20 protein-coding genes are annotated in these 23745 nt (G+C 42.1%); 11 read left to right on the top strand and 9 right to left on the bottom strand.

Going from position 1 to position 23745, the window contains the following annotated elements; all coding sequences use genetic code 11:
* Positions 1–105: 105 nt before the first annotated feature.
* From TAO_RS06530 to TAO_RS06515, 4 genes are all read left to right on the top strand, one after another.
* Positions 106–1584 (top strand): ribulose-bisphosphate carboxylase large subunit, encoded by a 1479-nt coding sequence (locus TAO_RS06530; protein ID WP_096527158.1) that lies wholly within the window; start codon positions 106–108, stop codon positions 1582–1584.
* A gap of 25 nt (positions 1585–1609) precedes the next feature.
* Positions 1610–2044 carry a ribulose bisphosphate carboxylase small subunit gene (locus TAO_RS06525; RefSeq protein WP_096527157.1) on the top strand — a complete coding sequence of 145 codons (435 nt, stop codon included), beginning with the start codon at positions 1610–1612 and terminating at the stop codon, positions 2042–2044.
* 83 nt (positions 2045–2127) lie between these two features.
* Complete coding sequence (gene cbbX, locus TAO_RS06520) at positions 2128–3075, top strand: CbbX protein (protein WP_231910613.1); 948 nt, start codon at positions 2128–2130, stop codon at positions 3073–3075.
* A gap of 28 nt (positions 3076–3103) precedes the next feature.
* Complete coding sequence (locus TAO_RS06515; protein ID WP_096527156.1) at positions 3104–3469, top strand: hypothetical protein; 366 nt, start codon at positions 3104–3106, stop codon at positions 3467–3469.
* An 89-nt stretch (positions 3470–3558) separates the two neighbouring features.
* Here the strand turns inward: TAO_RS06515 and TAO_RS06510 are convergent, their stop codons facing one another.
* Together TAO_RS06510 and TAO_RS06505 are read right to left on the bottom strand one after the other, a co-directional pair.
* Positions 3559–4218: a DUF2959 domain-containing protein gene (locus TAO_RS06510; protein ID WP_096527155.1), complete on the bottom strand. Its 660-nt coding sequence runs from the start codon at positions 4216–4218 to the stop codon at positions 3559–3561.
* Between the two features lie 412 nt (positions 4219–4630).
* Entirely contained in the window at positions 4631–5251 is a 621-nt protein-coding gene (locus TAO_RS06505) for a glutathione S-transferase family protein (RefSeq protein ID WP_096527154.1), read from the bottom strand.
* A 259-nt stretch (positions 5252–5510) separates the two neighbouring features.
* Between TAO_RS06505 and TAO_RS06500 the strand changes: the two genes are divergently transcribed.
* The 4 genes from TAO_RS06500 (at position 5511) to TAO_RS06485 (ending at position 10745) form a co-directional block, all read left to right on the top strand.
* Positions 5511–5765, top strand: coding sequence for a hypothetical protein (locus TAO_RS06500; protein WP_145955149.1), 255 nt, complete (start codon positions 5511–5513; stop codon positions 5763–5765).
* 194 nt (positions 5766–5959) lie between these two features.
* Positions 5960–8014 carry a hypothetical protein gene (locus TAO_RS06495; RefSeq protein ID WP_197702529.1) on the top strand — a complete coding sequence of 685 codons (2055 nt, stop codon included), beginning with the start codon at positions 5960–5962 and terminating at the stop codon, positions 8012–8014.
* The gene (locus TAO_RS06490) at positions 8011–9825 is read left to right on the top strand and encodes a DUF2357 domain-containing protein (protein WP_096527152.1); all 1815 of its coding nucleotides are present in this window, start codon (positions 8011–8013) and stop codon (positions 9823–9825) included. Before TAO_RS06495 ends, TAO_RS06490 begins: the two co-directional genes overlap by 4 nt.
* Positions 9826–9884: 59 nt before the next feature.
* The gene (locus TAO_RS06485) at positions 9885–10745 is read left to right on the top strand and encodes a pirin family protein (protein WP_096527151.1); all 861 of its coding nucleotides are present in this window, start codon (positions 9885–9887) and stop codon (positions 10743–10745) included.
* Between the two features lie 67 nt (positions 10746–10812).
* On the opposite strand, the gene TAO_RS06480 is transcribed toward TAO_RS06485, so the two are convergent.
* On the bottom strand, positions 10813–11574 hold the full coding sequence (locus tag TAO_RS06480) for an AsmA family protein (RefSeq protein ID WP_096527150.1): 762 nt from the start codon (positions 11572–11574) through the stop codon (positions 10813–10815).
* A 237-nt stretch (positions 11575–11811) separates the two neighbouring features.
* Here TAO_RS06480 and corA point away from each other — a divergent pair, with 237 nt between their 5' ends.
* Both corA and TAO_RS06470 read left to right on the top strand, forming a co-directional pair.
* Positions 11812–12891 carry a magnesium/cobalt transporter CorA gene (gene corA, locus TAO_RS06475; protein ID WP_096527149.1) on the top strand — a complete coding sequence of 360 codons (1080 nt, stop codon included), beginning with the start codon at positions 11812–11814 and terminating at the stop codon, positions 12889–12891.
* A gap of 24 nt (positions 12892–12915) precedes the next feature.
* The gene (locus TAO_RS06470) at positions 12916–13551 is read left to right on the top strand and encodes a DUF599 domain-containing protein (RefSeq protein WP_096527148.1); all 636 of its coding nucleotides are present in this window, start codon (positions 12916–12918) and stop codon (positions 13549–13551) included.
* Here TAO_RS06470 and TAO_RS06465 read toward each other — a convergent pair.
* From TAO_RS06465 to TAO_RS06445, 5 genes are all read right to left on the bottom strand, one after another.
* Positions 13446–16697 (bottom strand): efflux RND transporter permease subunit, encoded by a 3252-nt coding sequence (locus TAO_RS06465; protein ID WP_096527147.1) that lies wholly within the window; start codon positions 16695–16697, stop codon positions 13446–13448. The two genes, TAO_RS06470 and TAO_RS06465, sit on opposite strands and share 106 nt — an antisense overlap.
* Before the next feature lie 11 nt (positions 16698–16708).
* Positions 16709–17932 carry an efflux RND transporter periplasmic adaptor subunit gene (locus TAO_RS06460; protein WP_096527146.1) on the bottom strand — a complete coding sequence of 408 codons (1224 nt, stop codon included), beginning with the start codon at positions 17930–17932 and terminating at the stop codon, positions 16709–16711.
* A 3-nt stretch (positions 17933–17935) separates the two neighbouring features.
* Complete coding sequence (locus TAO_RS06455) at positions 17936–19396, bottom strand: TolC family protein (RefSeq protein ID WP_096527145.1); 1461 nt, start codon at positions 19394–19396, stop codon at positions 17936–17938.
* 110 nt (positions 19397–19506) lie between these two features.
* The gene (locus TAO_RS06450) at positions 19507–19998 is read right to left on the bottom strand and encodes a hypothetical protein (protein WP_096527144.1); all 492 of its coding nucleotides are present in this window, start codon (positions 19996–19998) and stop codon (positions 19507–19509) included.
* Between the two features lie 27 nt (positions 19999–20025).
* A complete protein-coding gene (locus TAO_RS06445; protein WP_172419076.1) occupies positions 20026–21987 on the bottom strand; it encodes a cytochrome c/FTR1 family iron permease in 1962 nt (653 codons plus the stop codon).
* 255 nt (positions 21988–22242) lie between these two features.
* On the opposite strand from TAO_RS06445, the gene TAO_RS06440 reads away from it, so the two are divergent.
* Positions 22243–22992, top strand: a complete 750-nt coding sequence (locus tag TAO_RS06440) for a hypothetical protein (RefSeq protein WP_096527143.1) — start codon at positions 22243–22245, stop codon at positions 22990–22992.
* Positions 22993–23063: 71 nt separating this feature from the next.
* Here the strand turns inward: TAO_RS06440 and TAO_RS06435 are convergent, their stop codons facing one another.
* Positions 23064–23702 carry a glutathione S-transferase family protein gene (locus TAO_RS06435; protein ID WP_096527142.1) on the bottom strand — a complete coding sequence of 213 codons (639 nt, stop codon included), beginning with the start codon at positions 23700–23702 and terminating at the stop codon, positions 23064–23066.
* Positions 23703–23745: the final 43 nt, after the last annotated feature.

Genomic DNA, 23745 nt, shown 5'->3' with positions numbered 1-23745 from the left:
AATATTATTAACTGACTTATCATGATAGATTAATCCTGAACATTGAGCCAGAGCGGTTTTAAGCTTGGTAGAATGTAGGAAATCTTTAACGTAGGAGAATAGACTATGAGCAAATCAGAGACTATGGCCGAAGGGAAAGAACGCTATAAATCTGGCGTTATCCCTTATAAAAAAATGGGTTATTGGGAGCCTAACTATCAGCCTAAAGAGACTGACGTTATCGCCCTGTTTCGTATTACTCCCCAGGCAGGTGTTGATGCTGAAGAAGCTGCTGCTGCCGTTGCAGGAGAGTCCTCTACAGCAACTTGGACAGTGGTATGGACGGATCGCCTTACTGCTTGTGAACTCTATCGCGCTAAAGCCTATCGCATAGATCCAGTACCTAATACCGGTGCAGGCACTAAAACCGAAGCACAATATTTTGCTTATATTGCTTATGATCTGGATCTCTTTGAGCCTGGATCTATTGCTAACTTAACCGCTTCCATTATTGGTAATGTATTTGGTTTCAAGGCTGTAAAAGCCCTACGTTTAGAAGATATGCGCATTCCAGTGGCTTATTTGAAGACCTTCCAGGGTCCGGCCACGGGTGTTGTGGTCGAGCGGGAGCGCTTGGATAAGTTTGGTCGTCCGCTGCTTGGAGCAACCACTAAGCCAAAACTCGGGCTTTCTGGCCGTAACTATGGTCGCGTTGTGTATGAAGCTCTGAAAGGCGGTTTAGATTTCGTGAAAGATGATGAGAATATCAATTCTCAGCCTTTTATGCATTGGCGTGATCGGTTCCTCTATTGTATGGAAGCCGTCAATAAGGCCTCTGCAGCTACCGGCGAAGTTAAGGGACATTACCTTAATGTCACGGCTGCCACCATGGAAGATATGTATGAGCGGGCTGAGTTTGCCAAATCATTAGGCTCAGTCATCGTGATGATTGACTTGGTCATTGGCTATACCGCTATTCAGTCTATGGCCAAGTGGGCGCGTAAGAACGATATGATTTTACATCTGCACCGCGCAGGTAATTCTACCTACTCTCGCCAGAAGAATCATGGCATGAACTTCCGCGTTATTTGTAAATGGATGCGTATGGCTGGAGTTGATCATATTCATGCCGGTACCGTCGTCGGTAAACTCGAAGGCGATCCGCTCATGATTAAGGGCTTCTACGATACCCTACGTGATACCCATACCCCAACCAGCCTTGAGCATGGATTGTTCTTCGACCAAGATTGGGGCTCCTTGAATAAGGTTATGCCCGTGGCTTCTGGCGGCATTCACGCAGGACAGATGCACCAGCTGTTAGATTATCTTGGTGAAGATGTGATATTACAGTTTGGTGGCGGCACCATCGGGCATCCACAGGGAATTCAAGCGGGTGCAACCGCTAATCGGGTAGCCTTAGAAGCTATGGTGATGGCGCGCAATGAAGGCCGTGATTTTGTGAAGGAAGGTCCTCAGATTCTTGAAGCGGCTGCGAAGTGGTGCTCACCCCTAAGAGCAGCCCTTGATACTTGGAAGGATATCACCTTTAACTACGAGTCCACAGATACTGCGGACTTTGTACCCACAGCTACTGCTAGCCGTTAATGTTTAAGTGTGAGGAAATTCAGTTATGATGACTAACCCTGGAAACCGTCTAACGCAAGGGCAGTTCTCTTTTCTGCCTGATTTGACGGATGAGCAAATTTTAGCTCAAGTTAAATATGCGCTAAAGAATAGCTGGGCCGTGAATGTGGAGTATACAGACGACCCCCATCCACGTAATACCTATTGGGAAATGTTTGGCATTCCAATGTTTGATTTGAAAGATCCCGCTGGTATTTTGATGGAAATCAATGAGTGCCGTAAAACGTTCTCTAACCATTATGTTCGGGTAACGGCGTATAGCAGTGTACGGGGTACTGAGTCCCCAGCTATGTCGTTTATTGTCAATCGCCCTAAAAACGAGCCTGGGTTTGGGCTGGAGCGGCAAGAAATCGATGGGCGACGCGTACGCTATACTGTACGTAGCTATGCTACAGAGAAGCCAGAAGGCGAGCGGTATTAATACCATATAAAGTGAAATGAGGGGTAGCGGGTCTTTTAAGTAAGGCCCGTTACTTACTTTATGATATTAAAGGAGTAGATATCATGAATAACGCTGAGAACGGGAGCGCTATGAAGCATCAAACGGGCTGCGAGAGTGATACGCCAGTGGATCTGGATGCGGAATTCAAATCTTCTAATATTCAAGAGGTACTTGATAAACTGGATCGCGAGCTGATCGGTTTAAAGCCGATTAAGACTCGAATCCATGAAATTGCAGCGCTCTTGCTGGTAGATCGGCTGCGTCGGCAATTTGAGCTTACCTCTGAAACACCCACTTTGCATATGAGCTTCACGGGTAATCCAGGTACGGGTAAAACCACTGTCGCATTGCGGATGGGTGAGATCTTAAAAAGACTGGGTTATGTGCGAGAAGGCCACTTAGTGACGGTAACCCGCGATGACTTAGTGGGTCAGTATATTGGTCATACCGCCCCTAAAACAAAAGAAGTTATCAAAAAAGCTATGGGGGGGGTGCTATTTATTGATGAAGCCTACTATCTTTATAAGCCTGAGAACGAACGGGATTATGGCCAAGAATCAATTGAAATCCTGTTACAGGTGATGGAAAATAATCGGGATGACTTAGTGGTAATTTTAGCGGGCTACAAAGACAAGATGGATCGGTTTTTTATGAGTAATCCTGGCATGAGGTCACGTATTGCCCATCATCTGGATTTTCCAGATTACTCATCGGGAGAACTGATGGCTATTGCTAAACTGATGCTAGCAAGCCAGAACTACCGTTTTAGTACCACCGGAGAACAAGCATTTGTTGAGTATATTCCACAGCGCATGAAACTTACCCATTTTGCTAACGCCAGATCTATTCGTAATGCCCTAGATCGAGCACGTCTTCGTCAGGCAAATCGGCTTTTTGCATCCCGCGGAAAGAAGCTTACCCAGCTTGATTTAATTACAATAGAAGCTGAAGATATTCGAGCAAGTCGCGTATTTCTGGAAGGTACGCCAGATGATCATCTGAGAAATTAATAGATACAAAGAAGAGCTTTAATTAAAGATGATATCCGATGAGGTATCGCCCCTTCGAGTCATATCAAAAACGATTGATGCAGCTGATTTTAATCGAGTACGTTTGGCATTACGGCGGCTGGGGAGTCCTCTGCGGGTTGCACTACCGGAGCATCGTGGACTTGAGGTTATTTTAGATAATCAAGTGTGGCTATGCGTAGATAGTTGCCATGAAGATCGGTTAATTCTCGCGTGGCGATCTTTTGCTATGGTTGAACGCCAGGGTCTTCATGAGCCGGTAAAATGTGAGCTGTGTTTTTATCATATGCATGCGGGTCTTATTATGGGATCAGCAGTTGAACAATTAAGCCAAGCCTTAGAGCAACGACTTACCGAAGATAGAAATTCTATCTAGAGATCTGAGAGTCGTTCCTTTCTTTCCTTCCTGATCTTAGATAAATAGGGAGGAAGAGTTACCCCCTCCCTACAATGTATCAATACGGGCTAGTTTAAGGTTTTAATGAAGGTATTCGCCTCATTGATAGCGGATTCCATCTCTTTAATCAATTGATTTACGTTGGCTTCTATGGTGCTAAGATCACTCTGTAGTGAAGCAATGGCTCGCGCGTCTAAATTATGCTTTAAATATAATACCTGATCATGAAAAGTACCCAGTACTGGCTCCATTTTCGATTCGGCGCGTTTCATAGCTTCAAGTAGCTTCTCATACTTAACTTTAGTTTGAGCTAATTGCTGCTCACTTTTACGTCTCAAAGATGCATCGTGATATTCACCGATTTCCTCTTTCCATTCAGAGAATAAAGCGCCAGCAACACTCTCTACATCGGAAATTCGGCTATGCACTTTCTCAGCTTTATCCTTGCTGTCTTGGTATTCTCCATCAAGTTTATTATAAAGTACTTCTAGATCGCCGCCATTGAAATTAACGACAGAAGAAAACTGCTCTAGGGCAGATTTAAACTGCTGTTTAGCTTCTGTTTGAGCATCCCGTACTTTCTCAACACGGTACGATAGGATATCTCGTTTTTGATAACCAAACTTCTCCATGGCCTTATAATAAGCCGTTTGGCAGCCAAGTGCTAAAACGCAGGTGCTGCTAATGAGTAGGGTACGGGTAGTAGAATTAAGGTATATATTCAGCATGTAGATAATTCTCCTTATATCAAGCTTAAATTTAATTTAACGATTTTAAAATAGAAACACCTAAGGTGGTATCGATTTATGGCGTAACTGTTAATTTATACGCTATTAGTAGGGAAATTTAGAATTACGAGCCTGTAAAGGAGATTAATAATGCCTAAAGGTGGGCAATTTTCTATCTTTTTTTAAGGCGGAGGAGATTAATTTACTCTAGCATGAGCGATCAACAGTATTAATCTGCTAACGTCAGATAATCGTCAGAAGTGCTAATAAGTAAATATCTTTAAAATCAAGAAAAGAGACCGATCTGGGTAGGATACATTCCCTAGAAATCCTTTTTCTAGGTTTTAAGTAAAACGCGTCGGCCTCTATTTAAGTAGTAAACAAGGATTGTAAGCAGTGACCGCTAATAGATTTATATTAACCCCTCTTTTTTCAATGCTTTTTGTACGGCTGAATCAGCTGCTAACGTATCGTGAAGGCGAACCAAATTTGGATAATGGCTAATCCCTTCAGGGAGTACTTTTTTACCCCATTGAAGCATGGGAAAAGCATAAGCATCAAGAATTGACCGGTTGTCACCTAAAATATACTTCTTACCTTTGAGATGATCTTCAAGCAATTGATAGCGTTTGTGGACAAGTTTTATCCCTGCAGCTTTTGCCATATTAAGTGCTGCCTCATCCTCAGCAGTGGTATAACGCTGGGGTGCAAAGACAGGGTAAAAGGAGGGGTGTAGATCGCCGGTAAAAAAAGATAGCCAGCGCCTCAGCTCAGCCTTATCACGGATTGATCCCCCTCCACCAAGGTTTGCTTCGGGAAAGCGATCAGCAAGATAGTTGAGTACGGCGCCAGCCTGAGTCAACATCCAACCTTCACCTGTGTCGAGGATTGGGACGGAGCCTGCGGGATTGAGTTTTAGAAATGCCGGATCACTCAGGTTAACCGCTTCAGTTTCATACGGTTTTTGGATCCATTCGAGCACGATATGAGGAGCAAGGGAGCAGGCACCGGGTTTGTAGTAGAGTTTGATCATATATCGAACCTCCTTTAATTATAAAACGTGAAGATAATCAAGTTAAATATAACATAAACCTATAAGCTATATATAATATTCACTTTTACTTAAGCTTTGTAGCACTACGTATTTAACATCTTCTAATACCGCCTATCTAAAAACCGCTAGCGGTAAAGGTGTTCTGCCTATAGCCGATATATCAAATTGTGAATTTTAACAATGTAATATTATATCTAATTATTTGATTTTAATGAATTTTGCTCCAAATAGGGATTAAATGATGCCAGAAGAAAGAAAAATTATTTGTACCTTAGAAAAAGAATTTTATTCTGAAAAGGACCAAGGGAAATTAAGGGTTCTATTTGAAATCCTTCCAAGCGGTATTCACCCAGTCAATAAAGATGAATTTTTTTGTAAAACAGAACAAGTTTTTGTAACGGGAGGCTATGGCGAGATTAAAGAACGTTTTAAGGACTCTATTTTTGAAGCAAAATGCATATTATCAAAATACATTCAAGGAGGGTGCTTGTAGATATGTAACGAATAACAACATATTCCCCTGTGAGGAAATTAGGGGGTTAATGGTAGGTCAGATCTTGTCTTTCCCACTACCAGCTATATCTAACCCTACCATCAGCGTCTCAGATCTTCCTAAGTGCCAACATAATCTTCTTAGAAGATAACCAAATAATTTATGGTCCATTTAGCTACACATCTGTTAATACATTGAATCAATATACGTTAACGCTAAAAAGCATAGACACACCAAGTGATATTCCAAAATTTCATATTGCTAAAATAAATAAAGCAAAAATAAAAAGCTTCATTGCTGAAAATAAAACACAAGGCACAGTGTTTTTAGGCAATGTAAAAACAATTATAGACCGTAAAGATAATAATTTTATCGACTTTATATCTGATGAGCAGCTCATTTCCACCTATGGTAAGAAAATTGCCTCAAACTCTGAAATAAAAAATTTTAGTAAAAGTACTATTGATCAGATAAAGAAACATTATTCCTCTATACCAGACTATGAGAGATTCCCTGACAGATTTGAGCGGTTCTTTGAATGCTTAGACAATGCAGGGCAGTGGGGGAATACTCGTACAGAATTATTGGATAATTTCTTTTCAAGCCCAAAAGGGGAAAAAATTTTAAATAAATATATTGAGGAAAACAAAGAGCGTTATTTTAAAGCGGAAAAGCAATCATATCTTGAAGGGCTGAAGGAAAATTCTAAAAAAGAACGCGAAGAAATCGAAAAATTTAAACAAGAAAAAGAGGAATTAAAGTTAGATATTATAAAAAAATCTAGGGAACGAGATGAATTGGAAACAAATAACCCCTCACGGGTTTCAGCCCTAACCGAAGAAGAGAAAAATATAACCCAAAGTATTGCCGATAAACAAAATAAGTTAGATAAACTAGAAGAAAAGCATGACTCATATAAAACTATTCATGAATTAAAGAATAAAATTAAAAAGTTAGAAGATGAACGAGATGGCTTCTTGCGTAGAAAGGAGGAAATGGAGAAGCAAGTAAAAAAAGTTAAAGACGAGTTAAATAAAGAAAATCACGAGCTGATTGCTAAATTAGTTAAGTTAAAACCAGAGGTAGATGCGCTCTGTGGGCTAAGCCCTAAACCAGCGCTTAAATCTTTAGATTATGGGGTTAAGGTAAGGACCAATTCTAATGAAAGCCTGGAAGATACTAGAGAAGAATTAATCAATAGTGTATTAGATTCCCTCAATAGCCAAGGAAGAAAACTCGATTATTATTTTATCGCCAACCTGTTAATCACCATTGCCCAATGCCAATTTACGCTCTTTAGCGGCCTACCGGGTATGGGTAAAACCTCTTTAGCAAAAATGCTGGGTATCAGTTTAGGGTTAGGTAATAGATTTTTAAATATTCCCGTTGCCCGTGGATGGACTTCATATCGGGATATATTAGGATTTTATAATGCCTTATCTCAAAGTTATACAAGCGCATCATCAGGATTATTTGAATTATTACAGTTTCTACATAAGGAACATAATGAACATAATGAACATAAGGAAAAAATAGAGGGTGCCCTATCCATAATATTACTGGATGAATTTAACCTATCGCAGCCAGAACATTATTTTAGCCCATTCTTGGAAATGGCCGATCCCGAATCTAAAAGAGCGCTGACCACTGGGAACCCCGAGGAACCTTATTTACAGATCCCGCAGTATCTGAGGTTTTTAGGAACACTGAATCAAGACGAATCAGTTCAAACGTTAACTCCCCGTTTACTAGATAGGGCTGCAATAATAAATTTTGATGAATTTGAGCCAGATGATGAATTAAATGTACTGGAATGGAACACGAAAGAACAACCAAAAGAACAACAAGTAGAAGCTATCAGCGGGAACAGGTTTATTGAGATTTTTCGCCCCAACCCTTTGGAAATGATGCCCCAGGATATTGAATCCGTGCTAGAAGCAATAAGGAGAACATTAAGAGAGGATAATTTAGCGCTTGGCCATCCAATTAATATCTCTCCTAGAAAAATAAAATTCATTCGCGCTTATTGTAATGTTGCCCACTCTATGGTGGGTGGTCATTATACCGCCCTAGATTACGCAATCTCTCAGCATGTTATTCCCTTATTAAATGGCTATGGAGGTGGATTTAAAAAAAGATTGGAGGCTTTAGATCAAGCGCTGCCAGATGAGATGGAAATATCTAAAAAACAGCTTAAAAGACTCATGAGCTATGATAGCCAGAATATGTTTGGATATGGATTGTTATGATTAGCTGGTGGCTAAAGATTGATAATGATAATCCCATTGAATTAAGAGCAGGCATGCCACCAATAGAGGTTAAGGAAACAGGTAGGTTGTTATTTACTATTAAAATCAATGAGGATACTGAGGACAGCTTAGCTAAGCTTGGGGCACCGGTATTAATCATTGGTGATATACCGATTGAACTCAATCGTGAAAGTGATGCTGAAAATGAAATTATATTCAAAACCTCTAAAGATATTGGCTCAGCTGAGTCTAGGTATTTTTATAATTTTTTTGGTGAAAGCGAAATTACCCTTGGTTTTGAGAATGACACTGAAAGGCAGATTAAATTAAGATTTAATGTTTTAGCGAGAAAGGAGAATGCAACGTTTGCAAAACAAATGCTAGATTATTTAACCTCTAAAGTGGAGGATGCTGTAGCGATTTGTTTTTCAAGAAGTCATATAAAAGGAGATTATTCTGATAATGAAAAGTTTAATTTTAATAAATATAACTTGATTAAAGAAACAGTCGAGTTCTTAAGAGAGCATATCTCTTTATTCTCTAGAGAGCATAAGCATGTTTGGAAAACAGATATGATGTTATCTGAGAGCGGCCAGCCAACGGGTATTGACTCAATCTATTGGGTACTTTCTAACTTAGATAAAATATCACCTTGTAATGATGAGGGTATTAATATTTTTTATAACAATCGGGGGTATTCACTCCCGTTGGTGCCAAAGGAAATAATACTTGAAGATACCGATACTTACGAGAATAGGGTCATCAATTCGTTTTTGCTGCAGGCAGCGGAGTTTTTAAACCATTTAAAGCGAGAATATTCAAAATATAAACAGGATATCCCCCAGAGTAGAGAAAGCGATTATGTCCGCTTTGATCATACTATGTCTGGGTATATGAATATTACATTGCAATATAAAGTACGAGAGATTGATACCCTGCAACAAAAACTAAAAGAAATACACCATCTATTTAATAAAATACTCCCCAGCAAAGTAATTAAAAACATATACCCGAGATTTACGCCATACGTGAATAGGCATTTTCATTATAGGGAAATGTTTTCATTAATCACAAGATGCCTAAAATCACCTTCACCCAAAATAGTTGGAAGCGAATTACTATTAGGGTTGAAGAATTTAGCCATTATCTACGAGATAGTGGTACTGGTTAGTTTATATAAGATGATAACGACAGAATTTAATGCAAAGGAAGTCGGTAGAGCGTATAGAGCATATAGCCCATTCGAAAAGTATCCATTTGGCGGTAAGAAATCTAAAGCTCCGGAAGGGGCTGTCAATAATTTTTATTCATTTAGTTATGAAGATAAAACGATAGATCTCTACTATGAGCCTAAGATTTTTTCGCTAAATGATATGAATGCGAGCGGTGATTTAATTAATATCTCTAATAATAATGGTTCAAAAAAATATGGGCATTATCATATTTGCCCAGATTTTATTATAAAAATATCCTCTCCGTGGTGGTCAGCTTCTTTAATTTTAATTTTAGATGCAAAGTATAAAGACCAACAATCCGTAGAAGAGTATGATTTTGATAGTTTAACTTTGAAATACCTATTGAATATCCATCAATTAGATGAGAATAAGAAACTAAGCCGTTCACTTACAAAAGTATTATTTATATTGTTCGCACACCAAGATAAAGGGAGGTTACTAAATAGCGTGGCAAAAGAGTATCGGCTGACAGGGGAAACCCCTGTACTTCCTCAAACAATTGGCTTGCATTTTAATCCTACAGACAATAAAACCCTACTAGAATATACCCGTGCTGCTATTGCTTATATGGGATAAAAAAACCATTTAAGAGCCGGTATTTTGAGCCGAGAGTACGACTATAAGCGAGGATTATTATGACGAAATCTAAGGCAAATAATAGTGAGCGAGAGGTGATGCAAATAGTGCAAGGGCAGCTAACCAATGATGGAGCAGGCGTACGTCTACGCCGGATTATAGGAACATCTGAATTATCTCAATTAGATCCTTTTTTACTATTTGATGAGTTTCATTCCGATAATGCCGATGACTATATTGCAGGCTTTCCCAATCATCCTCACCGTGGTTTTGAGACGGTAACTTACATGTTAGCTGGGCGTATGCGTCATGAGGATAATCAAGGTAATAGTGGATTGCTGACTGCGGGTAGCGTGCAGTGGATGACCGCTGGGCGTGGCATTGTACACTCTGAAATGCCCGAACAGGAGAATGGTTTACTATGGGGTTTTCAGCTCTGGGTCAACCTACCCGCGCGGGATAAAATGACGGCACCCCGTTATCAGGATATTGCCCCAGAGGCCATTCCAGAGGTTAAGGTAAAAGAGGGGGTTTGGGTTAAAGTAATTGCTGGTGAGGTTGACAGTATTAAAGGACCCATCACGGCAGTGGCTACTCAACCGATATATCTTGATATTAAGCTACAGCCAAAAACAACCTATAAGCTTGATTTACCTATAAATCATAATGCCTTTGTCTATGTTTATGGTGGAGCTGCCCAGATTAGTGCCCAAGCTAAGTTAGTGACTCAGGGCGAGTTGGCGGTACTGGGAACTGGGGGGTTAGTAACGCTGGCTGCAACAGATGCTGACCCAGTACAATTACTATTGGTTGCTGGCCAACCTCTTCGGGAGCCGGTTGCCCGTTATGGGCCGTTTGTGATGAATACTAAGGATGAAATTCGAGCTGCTATGGAAGATTTTCAAGCAGGGCGTTTGTAATGGCAGTAGGGTGCTACCGATGTAGCACCCTATCTCTTGGATAAAATTTTGCTTCTTTTTATTGCTTCTACTTCAGTAAATTCTCTAGCGCTTTTTTACCTGTTTCTTTCAAAGTGTCAATAGCTTGTTTTCCTGTTTGATTACGCACCTGCTCCATCACTTTTTCAATTACGGGCTGTAGTATTTGCTGCGCTAGCTCAGATCCGGCTACGCCGCCTGATTTTGCCCCAATATCTTGAAGCGAGATATCGGGAATTTTAATAGCCTGCTTGATATTGACCGCATCGATAAGTGCAGTGGCCTGCCCATTGGTAAAGCGAAATGCTTTGACGATGAATTTTTTACCCGGCGCTGCTGGTTTTTGCTCTGTTGTTGTTTCTGTCTCTGTTTCTGCCGGCTGAGCTGATGGCTCTGCAGAGCTGGCCTGCTGCTTTAAGTTATCACGAATCTGAGTAAGGTTACTTTGTGTCCCCTTAATTTCTGCGTTAATACCGGCACCGTCAATAACGATTTCATTCACCACGATGGTGTTAGTCTTCAGAGAAGAGATATCTAAACCTGCTTGAATGGTTCCAATTTCCATGACATGGTCTGATTGATAGCCTTGGGGGTTACCAATCGTCAGGTTATTGATTTGAGCTGTACCTTTCTCAAGTAAGATCTCTACTTTACCTACGGTTACTGGGGTACCAATGGCTTGGGAGCCATATTTTTCAATAGCCCCTGCCGCTATGCTATCAAGATTTGACCAAGCGAAATATAAGGCAATACTGATGATAATGAGTAGTGTGATGAGTACTCCAAATATAATTTTTCCAAGTGTTTTCATTATTATCCTCTCTTAAGTTAGTTACAGTTTTACTAAAGGGCTAAGATTATAATCCCATCTGGTAAGTGTAGATATAAATGGCTCACTATATTATTAGTAGTATGGTTACAAATAATTTAATGTACAGAAGTAATAAGTGTGTGGGTTTATGGAAAGGATAATAAATACACTTATTTATTTAGGCGAATAAAATATAGGTAAGCAGAAGATGATCCATGGTGAGGTAGGGGGCTAAATATGAGTTATTTTATTAAGGATTATTCTCCTCCGGGTACCCCACCAGGTACTTTGATGGCAATAAAAGAGGGTATAGAAAGCCAACATTCAATTAACCTAATGAGCTATACCATCACCGAATTTCAGGAGGAGAAGCTAGCTGATATTAGCCAATGCCAAGATTATTTTCATGACTCACCTAATCTCTGGATCCATATTCAAGGTTCTCCGGGATCAGCGATCTTACATAATATTGGGACATTGCTTAATCTTCATCCGTTAGCCATGGAAGATGTTTCTAAAAAAGGACAGCGCCCAAAAATGGAAAGCTATGATGATCAGCTATTTGTAATTTTGGGGCTAGCGACCATGGAGGACGATTTAACAATAACTACCAAACAGATTAGCTTGTTTTTAGATAAACGTTATATAGTGAGTTTTTGTGATGGCAATGAGGATCCTTTCGAGTCAATTAGAGAACGATTGCGGAAAAAAGGTAACCACATCCAATCTAATGCTATAGATTATTTATTTTATACCTTAATTGACTTAGTCATTGATAGCGGTTTTCCTCTCTTAGAGAGAGTAGGTGAGGAGATTGATGATTTAGAAGAAGAGCTTTTATGCAACCCAACCTCAGATACTTTGCTATGGGTTCATCAGCTTAGGCGGGGATTATTGTCGCTGCGGCGGACACTCTGGCCACAGCGGGAGGCGGTGAATGGGTTACTACGAGAGGAGCATAGCTTAATTAGTAGCGCCACTAAAATATATTTACGTGATTGCTATGATCATAGCATCCAGCTTATGGAGTTATTAGAAGCCTATCGGGAAATTACTAGCAATATGCTAGATATCTATCTCTCTAGTGTTAGCAATCATACTAACGAGATTATGCGGGTATTGACCATTATTGCCACTATTTTTATTCCGCTAACGTTTATTGTGGGTGTTTATGGTATGAACTTTGAGAGTAACCCTAATAATCCTTGGGCAATGCCAGAGCTTAGATGGCACTATGGGTATCCGGGGGTATGGTTAGTGATGATTGCCATAGCCGTCTTGCTTTTAGCATTTTTTAAGCGGCGAAAGTGGTTTTGATCCTAATATGCTTTGATATATCTTATGCCTGACTGGGAATACGGATTAATACTGTTAGCCTTTATATTGTTAGGGGGTTACCATGTTCAGCTATTACGGCAAATACGAAGACAGCCGTTATCAACTGCGATTGGGTTATCGCAACAGGCTCGCAGGTTGTGGGTACGAAAAATCATACAAGACGGGCGCGATATACTGGCGGTCCAAACTTTACGCAATTGGACTATGGCCGCAACCCTTCTGGCTTCTACAGCGATTCTACTTGCCTTAGGTATTCTTAATGCCGCTTTTTTCGTCGAGAAACAGCCTGAGTTATCTAAATTATTTAATTATTTTGGCTATAACAATGAAATACTGTGGCTATTAAAGCTGATAATACTGAGCGGAGATTTCTTTTTTTCTTTTTTTAATTTTGTGCTAGCAATCCGCTACTATAACCATACCAGCTTTATGATTAATATCGCTGAATACCAAGAATCAGGTATTAGCGTCAATGCCGTCATAGAGATATTGAAACGAGGGGCAAATCACTACACTTTAGGGATGCGAGGTTATTATTTTTCTATTCCCTTATCGTTATGGTTATTTGGCTCGTTATGGTTGCTTGGAGGTACGTTGTTATTATTAGTTATTTTATACCGGCTGGATAGAGTGGCGTAAGCCCAATGATAGAGCATAGGTAAAAGCAGTAAAGTCAAAATAGTCGAGGAAATAATACCGCCAATGACTACCGTTGCAAGGGGGCGCTGTACTTCCGCTCCTGCGCTAGTCGCTATAGCCATCGGTACAAAACCTAAGGAAGCGACTAAGGCAGTCATTAGTACCGGGCGTAAGCGAGTGAGTGCACCTTGCCGAACAGCTTGATCTAAAGGTAAGCCCTCTGCATAGAGTTTATTAATAAAGGTAATCATGACTAAGCCGTTGAGTACAGCTACGCCAGAGAGGGCAATAAAGCCTACTCCAGCGGAGATAGAAAGGGGGATATCCCGTAGCCAAAGGGCAACTATTCCTCCCGTTAATGCAAAGGGAACACCGGTAAAAACCAACAAGCCGTCTTTAAAATTACCGAAAGCGCTATATAAGAAAAGAAATATAAGCAGTAGCGTAATAGGAACGACGATAGTCAGGCGGTTTGCCGCCTCAATCATCAGCTCAAATTCTCCTCCCCAGTGAATCCAATAGCCTGCCGGAAGCATAATTTGTTTTTGAATTTTAGCTTGGGCTTCTGCCACCACTGATCCTAGATCTCGACCTCGAACATTGAAAGTGGTCACTATCCGGCGCTTTCCATTTTCTCGTGTGATCTGATTAGGGCCAGATTGAATTTGTATCTCAGCCACCGTACTTAAGGGAACATAAGCTGCCCCGATAGCTTGAGCGGTAACCTGTCCTGGTGCTTGTTGAGTAGGGGGGATAGCAGGAAGCAGAATAGGTAGACGGCTTAGGGTCTCAATATCCACTCGATATTGCTCCGGTAGTCGTACTACTAAGTCAAAGCGACGATCTCCTTGGTAGATCTTACCAGTGGCTACCCCGCCCATGGCAATTTGCACGATTCCCTGAATATCGGCCACATTAAGCCCATAACGGGCTAGCTCTTGCCGCTTTATATTCACACTTAGCGTCGGCAGTCCTGCAATCTGCTCCACCCGTATATCTGTGGCTCCTGGCACCGTCCTGAGAATAGTGGCGATCTGCTCTGCAGTGGCTAATAAGATTGATCTATCATCACCAAAGACTTTAATCGCCACATCGGCCTTAACGCCGGAAAGCATCTCATTAACTCGATCCTCAATGGGTTGGCTCACCTCATAGTTAGCGCCGCCAGGAAGATCGTTGATCTGCTGGGAAATCGCTTGGGCAAGATCTTCTTTGGGTCGGCTTGGGTCAGGCCATTCTTTCTTGGGCTTGAGCATCACATAGACATCGGTTTGCTCTGGCCCCATTACATCATTAGCTACTTCGGCGGTGCCTGTTCGACCGGCTACTGTTTTTACCTCAGGGAATGTTTTCAGTAATTTTTCCAGATTTTTTTCCATGGCAATGGATTGGCTCAGGCTGGTACCTGGCGAGCGAACAACTACCAAAGCGCTATCGCCTTCATCAAGATGAGGGACAAATTCCGTGCCTAGACGGGTGGCGATCAGGCCACTTAGGATGGCAATGACGACTGCAATGGTCGTCATCAAGGCACGATTATGAAGTACGAAGTTTAGGATGGGCAGATAAGCTTTTTGCGCTAGCCTGATAAGCCCGCTCTCCTTCTCTGAGACTTTTTTACCAATAAATAACGCTATCGCTGCCGGGATAAAGGTGACAGAGAGGAGTGTAGCCCCAAGCAGGGCCATAATGACCGTTTGGGCCATCGGATGAAACATTTTTCCGGCTACTCCAGTAAGGGCGAAAATAGGGGCATATACGGACATGATGATCAGTTGCCCGAATAGGAGCGCTCGGAGGGTTTCTGCAGAAGCCTCATAGACTATCTTGAGGCGTTGATCTAGGGTTAAAGGCCGTTTTAGCTGCTCTTGTGTTTCTGACAGATGGCGGATACAGTTCTCAACAATGACGACAGCACCGTCAACGATAATCCCAAAATCAATTGCGCCTAGGCTGACTAGGTTGGCACTGACTTCACTTACGATCATGCCGGCGATAGTAAAGAGCATAGCAAGAGGGATGACGAGAGCGGTAATCAGCGCCGCTCGGATATTGCCCAGTAGCAGAAATAAGATGGTAACGACTAGAGCCGCCCCTTCGAGCAGATTATTTTTGACGGTGGCAATAGCCGTATCTACTAAAACAGTCCGATCGTAAAAGGGTTTAATCTCCACCCCTTCTGCGATCAGCGAGTGATTAACCTCAGCTAATTTTTTTACCGCTGCCCGAGCAACAACGTGGCTATTTTTCCCTGTCAACATAACCGCCGTGCCAATAATTGCTTCTTTACCGTCTCGGGTAGCTGCGCCGGTGCGTAACTCTTTGCCTAATAAAACCTCAGCCACATCCTGAATCAGGATAGGTACTCCTTGAGAGATTCCTACTTGGATATTACCAATTTCATTAAAGGTATAAACTCGCCCCGGCACCCGAATCAGGTATTGCTCTCCCGCATGCTCAATATAGCCAGCGCCTATATTGTTATTGTTCTTGGCTAATGCCCTCATCACATCCTGAAAATTTAAACCATAGGCGATAAGCCTCTGGGGATCCGGGGTGACATGGTATTGTTTCTTATAGCCACCAATGCTGTTGATTTCTGTTATCCCAGGGACAGTCAGCAATTGGGGTCGAATGACCCAGTCTTGAAGGGTGCGTAGATCAGTGAGCGTATGAGGATTCTTATCTGATTTACGCCCGCTGGGAATAGCCTCTACAGTCCATAGTACAATTTCTCCTAAGCCAGTAGCGATAGGGCCTATCTGGGGTCTAATCCCAAGGGGGAGCGAGCCTCTTGCTTGCTGAATGCGTTCGTTGACTTGCTGGCGGGCAAAATAAATATCGGTGCTATCCTCAAAGATAGCAACGACTTGAGATAATCCATATTTTGAGATAGAGCGAGTTTTGTGAAGTTTGGGTGTCCCTAGCATGGCTAGTTCCATCGGAAAAGTAATTAACTCCTCTGTCTCTAAGGGAGAGTAGCCTAGTGCTTCCGTGTTAATCTGGACTTGGATATTAGAGACATCAGGTACGGCACTGATAGGTAGCTGGTGGTAGCTATAAATCCCAAACAGAACTAACCCAAAGACAGCTAACATGACTAGCCATCGTCGGTTGATAGAGAATTTTAAGAGGCGATCTAGCATGATCTGTTTTTTTAATCTTCTTCAACAGGTTTGTTGAGTTCGGATTTAAGTACAAAACTGTTACGGGTAACGTACCGTTCACCGGCTAAGAGGCCTTCACTGATCTCAACCCAATGACTATCTCGTCGACCTAGGATAATTTCTCGAGGTTCGAAAATACCTTCATGCTGAACAAATACTATGGGATGATCTTGATAGGTTTGGATAGCTTCAGGGACGACAGTTACCGGGATCTCGATTTCTTCCTGCAATACTTCAGCAGTAATAAACAATCCAGGTCGCCAGTACCCCTTGGGGTTAGGAATTTCTACATAAGCTTTAGCAGAACGGGTTTGCTTCCCAACCAATGGCCCCATGTAAAATATAGAGCCTTTAGTGGCTAGTCCAGTATTTACGGCTTTAATTTTTACTTTTTGGCCTAGCTGAATGGTGGCTAAATCTTTAGTATAAACCGTGATTCCAGCCCAAACGGTAGAAAGATCAGCAATCGTACAGACTATTGTGCCAACCGAGACGGACTCACCTAGTGATAGATCTTGGTCAACGACTTCGCCGGTAAAAGGGGCCAGCAGTCGATAATGGCTGAAAAGCGCCACGTCTTTTTCAGCCAGATCAGCCTTAGATAAATCTAAGGCATAGAGTTTTTGAGCGGCGGCCTCAACCATGACTTTAGCTTTGGCTAGCTCTATCTTAGCAATGAGATAGTCTTGCTTAGCTGATATTCTTTCTCTCCATAAGATCTCTTCTCGATTTACAATCTGATGGGCTAAATCCAATTGCTGCAGTGCCACGAGATATTGGCTTCTCAGATCGGCCAGATCTCGGCTTTGTAGTATTGCCAAAACCTCACCCTTTTTGACTTTATCTCCAAGAAATTTACGTACTTCAATAGCAATACCTTGTATCTGCGGGACTACATGGGCTTCTTGACGAGGGTTGAGCTGGATTTCTCCAGGAAGCGTGAGCGTGGTTTTTATGATCCCTGATCCTGCTGCTTCTACTTGAATGCCTGCCTTTCGCTGAGCTTCAGGGGTGAGCTTAATATAATTACGCTCAAGATTGCTGATTTGAATTTGGGATTCTTCCGCTGGATCTCCCTCTTTATTTGTTTCAACTTGTAGATCTTCTGTCTGTTCATTATTTTCATGGGAAGAGTCTATTTGCAGGATACGCCATCCAAGCACAATTCCTATCCCAATCACTATTAAGATAGCCGATGAGGTTTTGTTTCTCATGAATTATCCCTCAGGGCTATCAGTGCTTGCAGCCACTTCAAGTCGCTCTCCAATGAGTCGTTCAACTCCAGCGACCGCTTGATGGTATTCTGTTAAGGCATCTAGGTATTGTAATTTAGAATCAAACAGGGTTTGCTGTGCATTTAAAACGCTTAGAAAATCAAATTTACCTAGACGAAAACCGCGGGTAGCTGCCTTAAAAGCACTTTTTGCCCCAGGGAGAACTTCAGTTTCAAGTATAGTAACTTCAGCGTGAGCGCCCGCTAATTGTTGATAGGCAGTACTTAGGTCAGCGACTACCTGTACTTGAGTAGCTCGCCAAGCCTGTCGTGCCTTAGTAAAATGCTGCTGAGCTTCCCGAACTCCCCCTTGGTTTCGATTGAATATAGGAATAGGAATGGAAATACCCGCCATCAGAGCATTAGCATGCGGAGCAGAAGCGGCTGGAGCCCCAATATCCAAGACATGAGGGGCACCGTTAGCATAATAAGTTTCTCCTAAACTGATCGTAAGATCAGGTATAGCTTCGCTTTTCTCTAGCTCAATAAGGGCTTGCCGTTGCGCAAGCTCTGTTGTCCATCGGGCAAGATCAGGGTTTTGGTCTATGAGATTAGCCAGTTGTTCTAAAGGAGGAATCGGGGAAATAGCTTGTAGTTGACCGATCGCCTTCTGAAATTGTGGTGCTGTACTGCCCCAAGTGGCAGCTAGCCGTTTCTTAGCAGCTCTGAGTTTCTGTTCAGCTAAGGCAAGCTCAATCTTGACCGAAGAGAGGGCTACCTTAGCTTTAGTTTCTTCAACTGGCGAGGTCTTACCCGCCTGTACCCGTTTAGTCACGGAATTGACAATTTGCTCGGAGAAACGTATAAACTCTTGGGTCAAAGCGATTTTTTCTTGAGCATTTAACACTGCAATGAAAGCTTTAGCGGCTTGAGTGAGCACATCAATGCGTTTGACTTCATAGTCCCAGCCAGCAAGATCTCGGGTAAGTCCGGCTGCAATCATTCGCTTGACTCGTTTACCTCCAAGTAGAATCACTTGGCTAAGTTTGCTCGTTATAATATTACCGTCAAGTCCTCTGAGAGCACTATTAGCGAGATCTTCACCCTCTATACTAAATACGGGGTTAGGTAGTAAGCTGGCTTGGATCATCTCTGCTTCTCTAGCCCGAATTTCTGTCGAAAAGACAGCCAACTGAGGATTTCCCATGAGCACTAAAGCAAGGATCTGTTGCAAAGTAATATTTCCGGTAGGCTCACTATTTTCTACTGGGGAAGCCTGAGATTTTTCTTTAACTGCCGTTACTAAGGGGGTTTGCATCACATTTTTAATTATGGGCTCTTCACTCCATAGTGCAGGTGTTCCTGCGGCTGAGAGAGAGGAGGCCGAATAAGTAGTCGTACACCCAGTGGTTAATACTAAGCAGTAACTAACTAGTAGTAAGGGAGAGAGTTTTTGAACGGACATAACAAATGTTCTATATCTTCTGCATAAAGTTATAGTAATGGTCAAAGCAAGGTAAAAAAATAACAAAACCCCTTCTGAAGGCAGAAGGTAAATAATGCTTTTTTAACGGCTTAATTTAGAAGAACAGTAGTAGGTAAGTGTAATGGAACTGAAGGAATATCTGGTTGCAGCTGATCTGAGCAGGAGGAATCAATAACCTTCGAGATGAAAATAGGAAACAGAAAAATAGTAGCTAGGAACGTAAAACCTATAGATAAGTTAATTTTATCGTTGATGTTGTTACTGGTAGCTACGATGAGCTCTTTATCTGTAGGGATATGAATAATATGGTCGGTACAGTCATAGCTATTATCTTGGCTAGAAAGGGTAAAGATGATTTCATCTAGCAGATCATGCTGATGGAGGGTTAAGTCTGGGTTATGATCATCTATATAGCCCGGATGGTGTAAGGTGATTTGGAGGGCGCTGCCTTGTTGGGCTAAAAATAGTTTATGGGAGTGCCCTAGATTGGCTAGCAGTAGCACTGTCATTTGAGCACTGCCTAACCAGCCTAAAAGATAGGCTAGTAGGCAGATGCTACCAATTAATGAGTGTTTATTCATCTGCTACTAGCCGTTGTTATAAATCTTTTAAGGGTTCTTTACTGAAGATTGCCGGGAAATATAATGTTGATAGAGAAAGCCAGCAGTAATTAGAATTAAGATCAACGCTTGGAGTGTGAGCCCTTGCCAACTGGGGTAAATACCTAAAGTGGGTATGGCAGGAAAAGCGATTGGATTTAAAGGAATCCAACCTGCTTCTTGTAAAGCGCCGATGCCCTTACCGGTCATAATCACAGCAAGCAAAGCCATAGTTGCAGATGTCACCCCGAAGAACAGCTTAAGAGGAAGGCGGATACTAGAATAAAAGATAGCTCCGCTTAAGATAGCCAATATTCCCGCGCCCGCGCCAAAACCCTTAAATACCGCCATTTGCTCGGAAGTTCCCGCTTGGGCCAATAGTGCTTCGTAGAATAGTATGGTTTCAAAGACTTCTCGATAGACTGCTAAAAAGGAGAGTACTGCCAGCGCTCTGAGGGTACGTTTATTGAGTGCACCTTGAACTTGTTTCGTAATAAAGCGCTGCCAGCTATCAGCGTAGGTTTTGCCGTGTAGCCAGAATCCTACGTATAGTAGAATAATCACGGCTACCAAAGCTGCAACGCCTTCAGTAATTTCTCGGCTAGCGCCGCTGATGGCGATAAAGTACGTTGCTATAAACCATGTGAGTACGCCTAGTCCTAAAGCCGCTATCCACCCAAGATGTACGTATACTAGCCCGTCGCGCCTCCCAGTACGAACTAATACTGAGATTAGAGTGCCCACAACGAGAACAGCTTCCAGTCCTTCCCGCACGATAATAGTCAGCGCACTAAAAGCAATGGCCGTCGCGGAGAGCTGCGTGTTTTCAAGGCGATTTTGGGCTTGATCTAATAAACTTTGTAACTGTACTTGCTGGGATTTCAGCATCGCTATAGGGATTTTTTGGCGGATCAGCTGCCGATAAGCCATCATCTCCTGCTCAATACGTAGCCGTAGGGGTGAGTCTACGGTATCAAGGCTGCTCTCTATCAGTTCAAAGCCCTCTAAGTAGGCTTCTACGGCCAGCTGTTGTGCTTGTGAATGATGGCCTTGCTGATAAGCCTCAAGGCTTTGTTCTAGGCGTTGACGGCTAAGCTGTAGCGGTGATCTCCCATTAACTAACTGAGCAGGATCACTGCGTAGGTAGGTAAATACTTGGTAAGCATCTTCTCCATATTGGGTTTTTATTTCTTTGGGTGCTTGGCTAGTGAGCGCTTGTAAATTGGTAAAAAATTTCTTACCTGTCCCTTGTTGCCAGAGGGCTTTCCCGGAAGCTAGTTCTTCAGTTGTAGTTGGAAAGGCGCTGACAAAAAAGGCTAAGGCCCATCGTTGTTCATCGTTTAGCGATTGCTGAAAGCTAGGCATTCCAGTGCCAGGTACTCCTAAAGTTAAGGTGTTAAAGAGGCTATAAATACTGCGCTGCGTTTGACGGTTTTCATCATGGAAGTTGCTTGGTTTTGGATCTAAGTTTTGGGCAGCAAGCCCATTTCCATAGCCTTCGGTACCGTGGCAGCTCCCGCAGTGAGTTTGATAGAGCGTTTTGGCAATAGTTAAATCTGGCGGGCTTTGAGGGGCAATCTTAAGATGATAAATATTAACAAGATTTGTATGTAAATGATGAGCGGCTACTGCGACTTTCTCTCCTTGGACTTTACTCTGAATAGCGACTAACAGTCCTTGGGATTGTTTAATGAGTGTATTTTTTTGTGGTTGAGTGGGTAGATTTTCTATTATATCTACTACTGCTTGAGCAAACTCTAGCTGTTCTTGATATTCCTGCGGATTAAGTACTTGGCCATTGCGGATAAACTCTGGGTAATCTACGCTAATGTAATCCAGCATATGTAGTGCGTTTTGAGCAGCGCGATCAACATTTTCAGCACAGCTTACTCCGCTATAGCTTAATAATCCGGTAAGTAGTAGCATGAAGCTATAAAAACCCTGCTTTAAACTGCAATCCTTACGCTGCATCTATCTTCTCCGTTATAATGGATTTGTAGCAACTCCTCTCACTAATCTAATTGAGAGCAAGAATGTTTTTCTTAGGGTGAAATATACCTTATTTAGATTAAATGAAAATGAATTTCTAGTAATATTTAAGGTAATAGAAGTAATATTATAATCAGTGAAAAATTTTAGGTGATTTTTTGGCTTTTTATTTTTAATGGGGAAGAAACTATAGAAAGGTGATTCCTCGTAGTAAATAATAGTTTTGAGGCAAAGGGGATGGAAACAGTATTGAAAATGAAGCAAATATGGGTATTTAGCGTATATGCTATGTTTGTTATTGCATTGCTAGGGTATTTAACCCCTCAGGCTTACGCTAATGAATTAAGCAAAATATGTAAGATACCCAGTAGCGCTATTACCTATAAATCTGAAACACGAGCTTCTACCGATGCCATTAGCCTCTATACGGTTTCAGTCGCTGACATGGGTAGCGTGCGCGCCGCTTCCCAAGCGTTGGAAGTAGACTTTCCTAACCCTGGGTCAAGTATTCAGTTTTTTTACCTTAACCCGGGGATTGAGCTTAAACCTGAACTTAAAGCTGAGCGGGATGAAGAGATAGGAATGGTCGGCTGCTTACGCTATGTAGATGAGAGGGGGAAGAATCTAGTTTTACCGCAAGAATTTGGTAATGAAACGGGTGTCGATCCGCAGGTTGTAGACGCGTTTACCGTGCAATTAAGCCATGGTATTGGTAAAACCATGGTACTTATTGTACGGTGGAATGGAGACATACCAGCGTTAGAGACGCGAGGGTATTTATATAATACTATGTTTTTTTCAGCCCGGGATTTTGCTAATGCAAAGGGTGTTGGTTGGGGAGCCTTAGATAGTTTTGAAACGAAATTCTCAGACATATCTGAAGGATTTGAAGGGGTACTGGAGGGAAAGAAAGTGGCTTATCCTTATAAAACCAGAGAAGCGGTGATAGAGCATTTGAAAAAACTAGGCTACTTAGCGAAATCCTAACCTAAATTTATTAAGCTAAAGGTGCTTAGTAGGGCAAAACTTAGGATTTTAGTGTTAGTGATAGCAGGTTATTAAGAAATCTCTGAGAGTAAGGTGCGGCTAAGGGTTGCGCTTGGTCGCTTGGCTACTCGATCAAACCAAGGTGTAATCTTTGAAAGATTGCGATCAAATGGTTGGTTAACCGCTAATCCAAAATCTAGCCATACATAAAGCCAAATGTCTGCGGCGCTGAAACGATCACCACATAGATAGAGGCCGTTACCTAACATACTATCTAACCAGTGCAAACGATCCTGTGCTACTTGTTTTAAGCCTTCGGCGGCTTCGGGTAATACCGGAATTCGAGGTTTGAATCGAGCTAACCCTTCAGCATAATGATAGGCATTGTGGATAAACTCGGTGATATTGAGTTCTACTCGGCGCCACCACTGGCGGGTTTCAGCTCGTTCCTTGGAGCTGCTACCAATCAAAGGTGGGGAAGGGTATAGCTCTTCCAAATATTCAGCAATAGCTACTGATTCAGCTAGGATACTACCATCATCACAGCGTAGGGCAGGTATCTGCCCAGCGGGATTAATTGCTAAATAAGCAGGCTGGCGATTTTCCCCTGCAAAGACATCTACGGCGACCGCTGGTAGCTGTAATTGCTTTTCCAATAAAAACATGCGTAAACATCGTGGTGCTGGGCTTTCAGCGTCATATATCAGCATAAGGTTTTTGGCATAAAAATTATAATATCATTATGCTATATCG

This window comes from Candidatus Nitrosoglobus terrae (assembly GCF_002356115.1).
Taxonomy (GTDB): Bacteria; Pseudomonadota; Gammaproteobacteria; order Nitrosococcales; family Nitrosococcaceae; genus Nitrosoglobus; species Nitrosoglobus terrae.
This window is presented reverse-complemented; position numbering and strand designations above follow the sequence as displayed.